The following is a 12462-nucleotide window of genomic DNA, read 5'->3' on the forward strand; positions in this document are numbered from 1 at the left end:
AGACGTGAAGCCCTAGGAGAGCGTCTATATTGTTGATCATCCGCTGAACGATGTAGCAGCCGCGGTGAGCCGTGACGGTATGAAAGGCACAGCTTTGGAAGGAGTCTAGCACGTATGGATTTTCAGGTCGCATATACCAACTATCACTCTCTGCTGAAAGCAATCGCTTACCGTATGACCGGCTCTATAGCAGATGCAGAGGACCTCGTTCAAGACGTATTCATCGAGTACAGCAAGCTACAAACAATAGATATCACCCATCCGAAAGCTTACTTAATCCGTATGACAACAAATCGTTGCATCAACTATATGCAATCCGCCCGTAAAAGGAGAGAGCAATATGTCGGCACATGGCTGCCGGAGCCGCTCGTCAGCTTTACGAATGGAGGCGGCGATAATCCTGCTGATCTCTTCGATCACGATGAAAATGTATCCTACGCCCTGCTCGTCATGCTGGAACATTTGTCGGCTGTCGAGAGAGCCGTCTTCATCTTGCGCCAATCCTTCGCTTTCGAATATAGCGAACTTGCCGATGTATTAGGAAAATCAGAAGCCAACTGTCGAAAAATATTTAGCCGCGCTAATGATAAGCTGCATCAACAATCGCCAGTTCTGCCAGGCAACACGGCTCAGGCAACACCTCTTGCGACAGCATTCCTCGCAGCTGCGCGAGGCGGCAACGTCGATGCGCTTGTCAGCCTGCTGACCGAGGACGCGCTGCTTACGTCGGACGGCGGCGGTAAAGTTCGCGCAGCGATCTTCACCATTACGGGCAGAGATCGTGTTCAAGCTTTCATTGGAGGCGTCATTACGAAGGGCTTCCTCGGAGATTCGCAAAGTATGGTGCTACTTAACGGCCAGCTGGGCATCGTCATCTATCGGGATGGCCGACCGCTTAAGGCGATCAGCTTCCAGCTTGATGCGGCCGGGGAGCGGATCGAGCATATTTATATCGTACTCAATCCCGATAAACTACAACGAATGGGGTAACCTGTCACAAACGGAGCTTTTGTATTGTCTTATTAGTGAAACAATCAAAAGATAACCGGTCTACAGCCGGAGAGGAGCTATCCCCATGGAACAAAGAATGGATCTGGCCGGTGAAATTCCAGCCGCATACAAAGCGATGATGGGTCTTGAAGCGTTCGTACAATCGACAGGCATGGAGAAGTCGTTATTGGAGTTAATCAAAATCAGAGCGTCACAAATTAATGGCTGCGCCTTCTGCATCGATATGCATACGAAGGATGCCCGTAAGGCAGGCGAGTCGGAACAGCGCATCTACATGCTGAACGCATGGCGTGAAGCGCCGTTCTACAGCGACGAGGAGCGTGCAGTGCTTGCGCTGACCGAATCGGTTACACTCGTGACGCAAGGACATGTACCGGACGATGTCTATTCGGAAGCGGAGCGCCATTTCGACACTAAGCGACTTGGTGAGATCATCATGGCAATTGTTACAATCAATGCATGGAATCGCATCGCGATCACCACTCGCATGATGCCGCAATAAACTTTAATTACGTCAGCCGAACGTCCAAGGCTAGCATCCGACACTTTACAGATACAATAGAGGTATAAGAACATATGAAGTTTAACTTAGGGAGACCCCATACTGTGGGGTCTTTTTTGTATGCATGAATTATCCATCTTCGGTAAAAAATACGGTCACAGCTATAAAGGAGGTGTTAGGGGTGTGGAATGAGGTAATAGAATTAATTCCAAGTTGGGGTGTGGTTTTCCAAGGGATTATGATTTTCTGTGTCCCTTTCTTCCTGCTTCGTACAATAAGCTGGGCTAAAGCTAAAGAAGACAGGATAACGACTAGAGCGGAAAAAGCTACGGGCAGCAAAGGTGGAGGTGTTTCTTCCGTAGAAAACTCTGGAGAAACAAGCATTTTAGAAGGGCCGGTGAAGCAGTCTAGCTCGAATGTAGTAACTAAGGATAAGGGGAAGAGAATAACTTATAGTGGCCATTTTGAGGATGATTTGCAGAAATTCAGTGAGATCAGTGCCGATATGCATGATGTAAATGTAAGGGAGTTGCGAATCGGAAGCATAAAGACAAGAGCAGCACTTTTGTACGTAGACGGGCTAACGGACAAAGACAAAATGGATCAGAATATATTGAAGCCTTTAATGAATGCGTATCAGCCTTTTAAGGATATGAATTCCGTACCGGCTGCGAAAGATCTACAAGATATTCTCATACATGAGATCCTCCTCATATCGGAAGTTGAGCTTACAGATAATGCATACCTCTCTCTTCAGAAGGTGTTATTTGGATCTGCCGTGCTGCTCGTGGAGGGGATATCTAAGGCTTTTATACTCAGTAGTCCGAAGGGGAATACAAGAGGGATTCAGGAGCCAGAATCTGAAGGAGTCTTGCGGGGCTCGCGAAGCGGATTTAACGAGACATTAAGCGATAACACGGCGATGCTGCGTAGACACGGACAGAGTACAGAACTAGCTATGATTTCTTTTACTGTAGGAAAGAGAATGCAGAAGGAATTGATCCTAGCCTATATCAAGGATATTGCGAATGATGAACTTGTAGAAGAGGTCAAACGAAGAATTAGAACGATAGATTTAGATGATGTTCAAGAATCTGGTTATGTTGAGCAATTGATCGAAGATAATGGCTATAGTCCTTTCCAACAGATTCAGAATACGGAAAGGCCGGACCGTGTAATGGCAGCACTTTTGGAAGGAAGAGTAGCTATTTTACTTGACGGTACACCCTTTGCATTGATTATGCCGGTAACCTTCGGGATGTTACTGCAATCGCCAGAGGATTATAACGATCGCTGGATGGTAGGATCGATGCTACGTCTTTTGCGTTTTTTTGCGGCATTGATATCACTTTTTGCTCCGGCACTATATATTTCCTTCCTTTCGTTCCAGCCAGGCTTGATTCCAACTAAGCTAGCCATTTCTATTATCGCCTCCCGGCAAGGAGTCCCCTTTACGGTATTAATCGAAGCCTTGATTATGGAGGTCTCGATTGAAATCTTACGAGAGGCTGGACTTCGCTTGCCCAAACCTATCGGTCCGGCGATGGGAATTGTCGGCGGTCTGATCATCGGGCAAGCCGCGGTAGAGGCTGGAATTGTGAGTCCGATTTTAGTGATTGTAGTATCAGTTACGGCTGTTTCTTCCTTCTCTATGCCCATGTATAGTGCGGGGATGACGCTTCGTATGCTCCGTTTTGCAGCCATGTTTTTTGCAGCCATTTTTGGATTATACGGAGTTGTACTGTTTTTTCTCTTGCTTAGTAGTCATTTAATTAAGCTGAAGAGTTTTGGTGTTCCTTATCTAGGTCTGGCAGTCCCAAATAAGATGGTGAATTGGAAGGATTTTATATTCCGTATGCCTTTTCAATTTCTAACAGGGCGACCTACGTTTTTGAAACCAAAGGACCCCTTGCGTAAAGGGTGAGAAGTTTAGGTAAAGGAGGAAGAGAACATGAGCGCCGAGGTAAAGGACCGAATTACTGCAGTTCAAGCGACGATCATTCTAGCCAATTATACGATTGCGGCAGGGGTACTTACGCTTCCTCGGACCATTGTAGAGGCCAGTGGTAGTCCAGATGTATGGATAAGTATTTTTTTAGGGGGAGCAATCTCTTTTCTGTTCGGATTGATCATAGTGAAACTTAGTCAAAGGTTCCCAGGCCAAACATTCTTTCAGTATATCGGGAAGATCATCGGCAAGCCACTCGGAATGGTTCTGTCAATAGGAGTCATTGGGTATTTTCTCAGTATCGCCGGCTTTGAGATACGTTCGGTGCAGGAGGTGACCTCTTTCTTTCTACTGGAAGGTACACCTCCGTGGGCTATTATGGCTGCTTTTATATGGATCGCCTTCTATTTATGCAGAGGAGGAATTAATGCGATCGCTAGCATGTGCAGACTCATTGTTCCGATTACCTGGACAGTGTTTCTAGGGGTTTGTCTGCTTAGTTTCGAAGTTTTCGACCTCAATAATCTACTTCCAGTACTTGGAGATGGTTTGGAACCCGTGTGGAAAGGGATCAGACCAACCATCCTAACCTTTACAGCTGGAGAAGCAATGTTGTTCGTTGTTGCTTTTATGGATAAGCCTCAAAAAGCAGTAAAGGTAATCATAGCTGGAACCTGTATATCGACGATATTTTATATCATGGCAGTTGTAGCGACCATAGGTGCCTTTTCTATAGATGGAGTTCTCACAAGAACCTGGCCGTTTCTCGATCTTGTACGAAGTTTTGAAGTGAACTATCTCATCTTTGAAAGGTTTGAGTCGTTGCTGTTGGTGATCTGGATTATGCAGATCTTTTGTACCTTTTGTATTTCAATTTATGCAGCGGCTTTAGGATTGTCCCAAGTGATCCATAAAAACTTCAAAAGTTGTTTGTTAGCTATTCTTCCGGTTGTCTATGTAATTTCTAGAATTCCACCAAATGTGAATGCTCTGTTTGCTTTAGGAACAGGTATCGGTGATTCTATGCTTATTCTATTCGGATTGCTTCCGTTGCCATTGTTAATTATCACATATTTCCGGAGGGCTGCTTCATGAAAAAATGGAGGTTGTGGATCGTGCTCTCTGTACTATGTTCTCTGTTATCAGGCTGCTGGAGCAGCACACCGATCGAGGAATTAAACATGCAGATTGGTGTTGCACTGGACAGTGCGGAGGAGTCAGGGGGCGAGGAAGTAGCTAATCCAGAAGGTGGGAATCATGCGAAGCCTACAAAAATAATAAGCACCTATCAATTTACGATTCCACAGGGGTCGGGAGGGGCCGTCATGAAGTCTTCTTCAAATTCATCCTCCATTAAGAATTACTATAATATGAGTGAAACTAGCGATTCTATCTTTGAAGCGCTACGGCAGCTTTCACTGCGTACTAGACGCACTCCGATAGGCCATCACCTAAAGGTCATTGTGATTAGTGAAAAACTCGCGCGTTCCAATAACCTTACTAAACTCATAGATTTCTTTACTCGGGATAATGATATCCGTCCGAGTGTTATGTTATTTGTCAGCAAGGGAATGGCCAAGGATGTATTGGAAAATGCACTGCCGGGTCAGACTCCTGCCTTTGTACTTGAAGGGATATTCAATAACAGAGACCGTAATATGGGGATATGGGAGCCGGTAACTTTGGCAAAAGTAGTTGGCCCGTTGCAAGCAAAGAAAAGCTTCTTATTGCAAAATGTTATTCCTATTGATCATGAGACAAAGCTATCAGGAGCAGGTGTAATCAACGGGGAAACGGGAAAGCTTGTTGGCTTTTTGGATGAGTCGGAGTTGGAGGGGATGGCCTGGCTGACCGGGAAGGGGCTAGGAGGAGTGCTTAAGACGTATAATCCGGATAACAATGACCTCTTAACCTATGAGGTGAAATCCATGCATAGCAAGATCAAAGCCAATGTGAATAATGGTCAGATCTCTTTTAACGTGAAAATAACATCTACAGGTAGATATGCTGAGGTCTTTGCCGAGAAAGCGAAGAAATTACACGACGGAATTGTAAAGAAGGATAAAGCCTTGCTGCAGAAGCGTGTCCTAGAAATAGTGCAAACTACTGTAACAAAGATGCAGAAGGAACTGCATACCGAAGCTGCCGGTTTCGGCACCAGTCTACATAATCAGCATCCAGCCGTATGGCGGAGCGTCAAGGATAACTGGGACGAAACCTTCAGCCAAATTCCGATTACCTATGAAGTAAATGTGAATATAGAAGAATACGGCGCATCAGATACAACGGCTGAATAGAGAGATTGTAAAAGATTCAGAGTTACTTCATTTGATGTGTGAGCGGTATGACATCATTTTGGTGCAGCGCATCGAGTACTTCGGCTTTTAATTGTTCAGTAAAGGTATTCCATGTTTTTTTGCCGACATTCAGCTCTTCTCGCCCAATAGCATTTAGTGTTTCCAGCCAAAGGCGTTTATCGTTTATCAGCCCGAGCTGATCTTGGATCTGCTTATATATTTCTTCATGGGCATGAAATTTTTGATTTAATGCAAAAGAGGCTGCACTAGCGGTATATCGCAGTTCCTTAGCAGCCATCCTCAGCTCATGCAGTGAGTCGAAGGCTGCTTCTGATTCGGCATCTTGTCCACGAAATATAGCCTTGCAAGCTTTTTTCTTCTGCTCGTAAGCTACCTCAAGTTCGCGCATGACAACGTTGGCATCTTTTTTCGCTACCAGGGCCTCTAGCTGTTCACTTAGGAAAGCTTTCCACTTCTCATCCAGATCCTCATTGATTAGCTTAGGCAGCTCATCGGCCAGCTTTTTACGATAAGTTTTGCGCTTGTCCTTTTGGTGGTCGATCACAGCCTTCAACAGTTCTGCTGTCTTTGTATCGCCGTTTTCCTTGGCGTCTTTACGTTTAGTCTTGAACGATTCAATCAGAACGTCTGCATCTCTGACCTTGCCTAATCTCTTTTGGGCTTTTTCAAATAGGGGGTATAGCCCTAGAGTATGACCAGGGTCGAGAATGGAAAGCAGTGTTAACAGCTTACGGCAGTTCACTCTTGCTTGGTGAATGTCCTCGTCATCGAATTTGCTAATTGCATCATGGCAGTAATCCCAGAAATCAATATACAGCAGGTTAAGTGCCTGTTCCCATTGTCTAGTCTTGGTTAACTGTCGTTCCTTCATCACTTCCACTGTCATGCGGCATCACTCCTTAACGTTGTGTATAGCATGAACCTAAGGCTACCCCCTATTCGAGCTGGGGCATGTTCGTATACTATAAGGATAGCGTTATCATAACCTCATTTCAATTCTGATTTCGACTAGCGAGGCAGAACGATTACAATATCACGGATAATACGGGAAAGAGGGGAATCGGTGGATACTCGGGAGTACGATGCAATGATCAATGGATCTGTTGATAGAAGTAAAGAAGTCATCGGACTTCCTGCAGAAATGGGACTTTTTCAGCATCTAATCTTAAAGGATGACAGGATAGATGAGGAAACAGGGGGCATTGGGGAGATGTTGATCCCGTTCGCCTTTGAAGAGACCCTTTGTAGGGATGTCGGAGCGGGACTTGTTCCTCCTAGTCTGCACCTATGGAGTCATTCTGGGGGTGTTGTGCTCGGCCTACGGGACAGCAAGCTTCCGTACGCGGCCCAAGCGATGGCTAAGTTGGAGCAGCGAGGCATTCGTACAGCGGTGAGACATTCCGGTGGTGCTGCGGTGCCTCTGGATGATGGAATTGTTAATGTTTCGCTAGTTCTCCCCAAAGGACGCGGAAAGCTGGACTTTCATGATGACTTTAGGCTTCTGGCTTCTCTGATCACTGAGGCAGTTGCTATGAGTCATCCACAGGCTGCGGCTCAAATTGAGGCTGGTGAAATTGTTGGTTCTTACTGCCCGGGGGACTTCGATTTGGCGATCGGTGGGCGGAAATTTTGCGGCATTGCTCAGCGCAGACAAAATAATGCCTATTTCGTACATGCATTTGTAGTGGTTTCGGGTTCGGGACAGGAACGTGGTGAACTCATTCATAAATTCTATGAGCAAGCCTCTGGAGGAGACTCAGCATTATCTTATCCACGGGTTCGTCCAGAGACGATCGCTGGGCTTGGCGAACTAGGTGGACCGAATGCGACTGAAGTATTTGCCGAAGGTATTAGACAAGCATTAGCCCACCGTGGAGTGGTGCTTAAATCCTCTGACAGGCTACAGCAGGAGACCGGATATTTCCTAGACTATGAAGATCCGCGAGTTCTGGATGCTGCGCGAGTTCTGCATGAACGTTATGCCCAAGGATAAATGGATATTGAGCATCGTTAAGAAGGACGTAACAGAAATCTGGCGAGAGGCCAGCATCTGTTACGTTCTTTTTAATCATATAAGTCCGGACGTCTGTCTGCAAAAATCGGGATTTGTGCTCGAATTTCACGCACCATATGTAAATCGATATCCCCCGTTAGGATTTCTTCCCCTTCAGAAGCTTCACATAAAATATCTCCCCAAGGATCAATTATCATAGAATGCCCAGCAAAGGTATTGTTAGGATCGCTTCCTGCACGGTTGCAGGCTACTACATAACATTGGTTCTCGATCGCTCGGCTGATCAGTAGTGCACGCCAATGTGATAGCCTGGATAATGGCCATTCTGCACTGACAAACAAGATTTCTGCGCCTTGTGCGGTATGGGCACGAACCCATTCTGGAAATCGGATATCATAACAGATTAATCCGGCACATAACGTGCTCTCCAATGTGAAGAGGCCTTTGTCTTCTCCAGGCTGCAAATATAGATGTTCATCCATTAGCTGAAACAAATGTAGCTTACTGTATTCGCCAACGAGTTCGCCAGTTCGATTAAATACAAACATACGATTAGTTACACCGGAGGCGTTCTTGCTAGCGACTGAACCAGCGACGATATTGATGTTGTATTGTCTGGCTAAGCTGGAGATGAATTCCTTGGTAATTTCTCCTTCTGGATCGCCAATATCTTCTAGTCGGGTCAGATCATAGCCAGTGGTCCAAAGCTCAGGGAGAATAAGACAGTCGGGGGCTGTGGCGGCCGCTACACTAATTTTATTTGCTACAGCAGCATAATTCATATCGGCATTGCCAAATGCTATATCCAGCTGAATCAGGGAGATTCTCATAGGATTCCTCCTTTTTGTTCAAGACTATAGCACCATAAGAGGATAAGCAATGTTGATTTTTAAAAAATGATTTGATATATTAGTTGACGGGTCAATGATTATCAGTTAGTATAATTTTATACAAAACAATTGCATACAATTAAATTTATAAAGGAGGTATATTTTGACGGAGCACTATCCTGAGGAAGACCGCATATTTGAACTGCTGCAGGCATTAAACAAGGGAATCTGTCCGAAATTCGAACGATGTGCTGGGATTAGTCCCACACGGCTTCGCCTCCTGCATGAACTATTCCAGGTGGATGAAGTCAGCCAAATTACGCTGCAAAAGGGCATGGATATAGATGCGGCCGCCGTCACTCGGCACTTGAAAGGGATGGAAGAGAGTGGTACGATCACTCGCCGCAACAACCCCGCAGATAACAGGGTTACATTGGTCTCATTAACGGATCAAGGGCGGGAAAGAATGATTCAATATGGCGAAGAGAAGAGACGATTTGTCGCTACTCTGCTTACTGGATTTAACGATCAGGAGCGAAAAGTGCTCATAGATATGCTTAATCGTCTGCAATCTAATATCAATCTGTTGTAACTACCAAAATCACACACTCAAAGGAGAAATACACATATGAACGCTACACAAACACAAACCAATGATTTTAAAGAAATTATTACGGGTCGCCGCTCTATCCGCAAATATGATCCATCCGTTAAGATCAGTAAAGAAGAGATGACTCAGATTCTTACGGAAGCGACTCTTGCACCTTCTTCTGTAAATATGCAGCCTTGGCGGTTTCTTGTCATTGAAAGTGACGAAGCAAAAGCTACTTTAGCTCCTCTTGCTCGCTTTAATGGCGTACAAGTTGAAACCTCTGCAGCTATGATTGCCATCTTTGGTGATTTGAACAATTTCGACTACGCTGAGGAGATTTATGGTACAGCTGTTGAACGTGGACTAATGCCTGCTGAAGTAAAAGAAAACCAATTAACTAGATTATCTGCTCACTTTGCTACCTTGCCACGTGAAGTTAACAAAGATACTGTGCTTATTGATGGTGCTCTTGTTGCAATGCAATTGATGCTGGTTGCCCGTGCACATGGATACGATACAAACCCAATTGGCGGTTATGAAAAAGATCAAATCGCAGAAGCATTTGGCATGGAAAAAGATCGTTATGTTCCTGTAATGTTGCTTTCCATCGGTAAGGCTGTTGATGCAGGTTACCCTTCTGTCCGTTTGCCTATCGATAAGATTGCTGAGTGGAAATAATACTTTATACCTTAGGAGGAAAATATAATGATCATTATCCATGCAGTGCTTAAAGTGAATCCGGAACGTCGCGAGCAGTTTTTGGCGGAGTCCAAAACACTTCTCACAGCTACTCACACTGAAGAAGGAAATCTCTCTTACGAGCTGTATGAGAATGCTGGAGAAGCGAACTCATTTATTATGGTGGAGACTTGGCGCGACGCTGAAGCCGTATCCAGCCACAATACGAGCGCTCATTTTACCGCGTTCTCAGCTAAAGCTGGTGAATTCTTGGCTGCGCCACTAGACGTAAAAGTATTTAGCGCAGAGCAAGTGAAATAAGTTATCTCGATTCTTAGTGAATCCTGGTTGATCTTAAACAGGGATGTTCCATAGCCATAATGGCTGCGGGGCATCCCTGTTTTTTATGTTCCCCGTTTATAAGGAGGAGTTCAAGGGTATCTATCCTTACCTTGATACATGTGCACTCACAATAAAGATAGGGGATCTTACATATGGAAATACAGAAAAATATGATCGATATCGTGAACTATTATTTATCAGGCGGTTCACTTGTCTGCATTATGGGCGAAGCAGGAGAAGAGGCAGAGCGCAGACTAATGGGGATCGATCTGGAGGCGGCTAGAGCATACCGACAGTCCATTGGCGGAGTCATTACGGAGGGTCAGCAGCTATTTCAGGTTCCTGGCTTTAGCCCAAGATTGCTGGGGCAACTTACTGAAGTATTAGGCAGATTAGATTCAGACAAGCTAAAAGCTCTGGCCCCGCAAACCACATGGAATAACCAAGTAGATCCTTACGTGAATGGACCCGAGTGCCTAGGGATGATACTAGAAGAAATAAAGAAGGCACAGCATTATATTCACCTGTCCGTTATGCTCTTCTTTAATGACCGTTCAGGCAATCTGGTTGCAGATGAATTATTTCACGCCCTTAAACGGGGGGTGAAGGTACGGATCATGGTCAATTACACGCTGACAGCTTTAGGGTATGAGAACAATCTGGCGTTTGGTCAATTTTCCAAGATTTCTGAAAGGCTCGAGAATGCAGGAGCTAAGCTGTTGAATACCTTCAATTCTTATTATACAGCCGTAGAATGGCGTGTGAAGCGGAAGGCGCTGAAGCAACAAGGCGTACCTGAAAGTATCCTGTTCTTACAGGATAAAGTACAAGAGGACGTTGAAATCACTGGGCTGAATGTCATTGATCATCGGAAGTTTATGGTCATTGATGGGGTAACCTCTATTATTGGCAGCCTGAATATTGGAGATCAATACACGTACGTGACGCCTGTTCAGGCATCTTCCTCGATCAGTATAGAAGGACATCTACAGGGGATTCCTAGTAAAAAAGAGGAGTGGCATGATGGCTGCTTCCGGATCCGTGGCGCGGCGGCGCAGCCTTTAAATGCTAAGTTTCATTCCCGTTGGTTACTTCTGGGTGGTGATCATTTTGACGTGGAAGATGCTTTCTACCATCCGAATGTAAATTATCATTTTGGGGAGGAGGAATGCACGCTGTTTGCAAGCTTTCCGGGCAACCCAGTTAACTTAATTCAGCAATATTACTTGAATTTAATTACCTATGCGGCTGAGGAGACATTAATTGTAAATCCTTATTTGATTGATCAAGAGTTTTGGGATCGGCTGGGGGAGCTGGGGCCAGACTGTTCCTGTCATCTGAGCATCTGCAATCCGCTGAAGGTTAATGATCATCCTACCAATACTGCGGCGGTACGAGGCAATATGTATAAGCCGTTTCTCAATGGGGTTTCCTTTTATGATTACAGCTTCACAGGTCGTTTTTCACATTGGAAAATAACCTATGACCACAGATCACGGGCGGTATTTCATGGCTCCTACAACATCAATGAGAGAAGCGCCTGCCACGATTTCGAGCTGGGAATGCTGGTGAAAGGGGAGGCCTTCGCAGCGCGGATAAAGTCTATGATCGATTATGATCTGGGTGTCTCACGGAGAATTACGAAGAAAAGTGAGTTCTTTAAGCATCCTTGGCTGCATCCTAGTATGTATCTGAACAAGGTTACTCAGAATTACACTTGATAATATCGGTTCATTGTCATGTATAATGATCGTTATAAATTATCAAGGTGGAATAATAGCTATGAAAATCAAAATTACAAAGAGTGGCATGAAAAAGGATGAGGGATTCTTTCGCACAGAGTTTGGCGAGGGTCGGGGGATCTGGTGCGGAGCTCCTGTGGAGCCAGATACGGAAACAGATGTGGAATTCGAGCTTTCGGAGCTGCTGATGAGATGGGTGGATATTCTGCCTGTACCTACTAGTGAGTTCAATACAAGGTTAGAGGGAGATAAGGTTGTTTTTACCGGTGTGCTGGAGAATATTGAAGAGGACGGAACAGGATTTTTGCGAATAGGTGAAGGTTTAGTGATGTTCGAGTGTCTCGGTGAGCCTATGGCGCTTGGTGTGTTTGTAGAAGTACAGGTTCGTAATGTGAGCATCTACCCCTTGAGTATTTGACGCTTATCAGGGACTAAGATAACATACAAAGATGACATTAGAATCAGAAGTAAGCTATGAGGAGTAG

General features: G+C 45.1%; 13 protein-coding genes. 11 read left to right on the plus strand and 2 right to left on the minus strand.

The genetic code is table 11. From position 1 onward, the window contains the following. The first annotated feature begins 114 nt into the window (after positions 1 to 114). The 5 genes from sigJ (at position 115) to PAENI_RS05870 (ending at position 5758) form a co-directional block, all read left to right on the plus strand. Positions 115 to 990 carry an RNA polymerase sigma factor SigJ gene (gene sigJ, locus PAENI_RS05850; RefSeq protein ID WP_149644632.1) on the plus strand — a complete coding sequence of 292 codons (876 nt, stop codon included), beginning with the start codon at positions 115 to 117 and terminating at the stop codon, positions 988 to 990. An 85-nt stretch (positions 991 to 1075) separates the two neighbouring features. Further along, the gene (locus tag PAENI_RS05855; protein ID WP_076285910.1) at positions 1076 to 1513 is read left to right on the plus strand and encodes a carboxymuconolactone decarboxylase family protein; all 438 of its coding nucleotides are present in this window, start codon (positions 1076 to 1078) and stop codon (positions 1511 to 1513) included. 181 nt (positions 1514 to 1694) lie between these two features. Next, positions 1695 to 3437: a spore germination protein gene (locus PAENI_RS05860; protein WP_262495516.1), complete on the plus strand. Its 1743-nt coding sequence runs from the start codon at positions 1695 to 1697 to the stop codon at positions 3435 to 3437. A 27-nt stretch (positions 3438 to 3464) separates the two neighbouring features. Next, on the plus strand, positions 3465 to 4556 hold the full coding sequence (locus PAENI_RS05865) for a GerAB/ArcD/ProY family transporter (protein WP_149644633.1): 1092 nt from the start codon (positions 3465 to 3467) through the stop codon (positions 4554 to 4556). Beyond that, the gene (locus tag PAENI_RS05870) at positions 4553 to 5758 is read left to right on the plus strand and encodes a Ger(x)C family spore germination protein (RefSeq protein WP_149644634.1); all 1206 of its coding nucleotides are present in this window, start codon (positions 4553 to 4555) and stop codon (positions 5756 to 5758) included. The genes PAENI_RS05865 and PAENI_RS05870 overlap by 4 nt, the downstream gene beginning before the upstream one ends. A 22-nt stretch (positions 5759 to 5780) precedes the next feature. On the opposite strand, the gene PAENI_RS05875 is transcribed toward PAENI_RS05870, so the two are convergent. Then, the gene (locus PAENI_RS05875) at positions 5781 to 6665 is read right to left on the minus strand and encodes a CHAD domain-containing protein (RefSeq protein ID WP_149644635.1); all 885 of its coding nucleotides are present in this window, start codon (positions 6663 to 6665) and stop codon (positions 5781 to 5783) included. Positions 6666 to 6842: 177 nt separating this feature from the next. On the opposite strand from PAENI_RS05875, the gene PAENI_RS05880 reads away from it, so the two are divergent. Further along, a complete protein-coding gene (locus tag PAENI_RS05880; protein ID WP_143764116.1) occupies positions 6843 to 7772 on the plus strand; it encodes a lipoate--protein ligase family protein in 930 nt (309 codons plus the stop codon). Between the two features lie 71 nt (positions 7773 to 7843). On the opposite strand, the gene PAENI_RS05885 is transcribed toward PAENI_RS05880, so the two are convergent. Then, entirely contained in the window at positions 7844 to 8623 is a 780-nt protein-coding gene (locus PAENI_RS05885; protein ID WP_149644636.1) for a carbon-nitrogen family hydrolase, read from the minus strand. Between the two features lie 163 nt (positions 8624 to 8786). Here PAENI_RS05885 and PAENI_RS05890 point away from each other — a divergent pair, with 163 nt between their 5' ends. The 5 genes from PAENI_RS05890 to PAENI_RS05910 all read left to right on the plus strand — a co-directional run bounded on the left by PAENI_RS05890 (position 8787) and on the right by PAENI_RS05910 (position 12395). After that, positions 8787 to 9215, plus strand: coding sequence for a MarR family winged helix-turn-helix transcriptional regulator (locus tag PAENI_RS05890; RefSeq protein WP_042184581.1), 429 nt, complete (start codon positions 8787 to 8789; stop codon positions 9213 to 9215). Between the two features lie 36 nt (positions 9216 to 9251). Beyond that, a complete protein-coding gene (locus PAENI_RS05895) occupies positions 9252 to 9893 on the plus strand; it encodes a nitroreductase family protein (protein ID WP_042184583.1) in 642 nt (213 codons plus the stop codon). A 27-nt stretch (positions 9894 to 9920) separates the two neighbouring features. Then, entirely contained in the window at positions 9921 to 10214 is a 294-nt protein-coding gene (locus tag PAENI_RS05900) for a putative quinol monooxygenase (RefSeq protein WP_076300151.1), read from the plus strand. A gap of 173 nt (positions 10215 to 10387) precedes the next feature. Next, positions 10388 to 11956, plus strand: coding sequence for a phospholipase D-like domain-containing protein (locus PAENI_RS05905; protein WP_149644637.1), 1569 nt, complete (start codon positions 10388 to 10390; stop codon positions 11954 to 11956). Between the two features lie 61 nt (positions 11957 to 12017). After that, positions 12018 to 12395: a hypothetical protein gene (locus PAENI_RS05910; RefSeq protein ID WP_149644638.1), complete on the plus strand. Its 378-nt coding sequence runs from the start codon at positions 12018 to 12020 to the stop codon at positions 12393 to 12395. Positions 12396 to 12462: the final 67 nt, after the last annotated feature.

It is taken from the genome of Paenibacillus sp. B2(2019), assembly GCF_008370385.1.
Taxonomy (GTDB): domain Bacteria; phylum Bacillota; class Bacilli; order Paenibacillales; family Paenibacillaceae; genus Paenibacillus_AQ.

What these genes read in the sequence shown, in the direction of transcription:
- sigJ (WP_149644632.1), top strand. Translation starts at nt 115, where the DNA reads ATGGATTTTCAGGTCGCATATACCAACTATCACTCTCTGCTGAAAGCA.
- PAENI_RS05855 (WP_076285910.1), top strand. Translation starts at nt 1,076, where the DNA reads ATGGAACAAAGAATGGATCTGGCCGGTGAAATTCCAGCCGCATACAAA.
- PAENI_RS05865 (WP_149644633.1), top strand. Translation starts at nt 3,465, where the DNA reads ATGAGCGCCGAGGTAAAGGACCGAATTACTGCAGTTCAAGCGACGATC.
- PAENI_RS05870 (WP_149644634.1), top strand. Translation starts at nt 4,553, where the DNA reads ATGAAAAAATGGAGGTTGTGGATCGTGCTCTCTGTACTATGTTCTCTG.
- PAENI_RS05875 (WP_149644635.1), bottom strand. Translation starts at nt 6,665, where the DNA reads ATGACAGTGGAAGTGATGAAGGAACGACAGTTAACCAAGACTAGACAA.
- PAENI_RS05885 (WP_149644636.1), bottom strand. Translation starts at nt 8,623, where the DNA reads ATGAGAATCTCCCTGATTCAGCTGGATATAGCATTTGGCAATGCCGAT.
- PAENI_RS05895 (WP_042184583.1), top strand. Translation starts at nt 9,252, where the DNA reads ATGAACGCTACACAAACACAAACCAATGATTTTAAAGAAATTATTACG.
- PAENI_RS05900 (WP_076300151.1), top strand. Translation starts at nt 9,921, where the DNA reads ATGATCATTATCCATGCAGTGCTTAAAGTGAATCCGGAACGTCGCGAG.
- PAENI_RS05905 (WP_149644637.1), top strand. Translation starts at nt 10,388, where the DNA reads ATGGAAATACAGAAAAATATGATCGATATCGTGAACTATTATTTATCA.
- PAENI_RS05910 (WP_149644638.1), top strand. Translation starts at nt 12,018, where the DNA reads ATGAAAATCAAAATTACAAAGAGTGGCATGAAAAAGGATGAGGGATTC.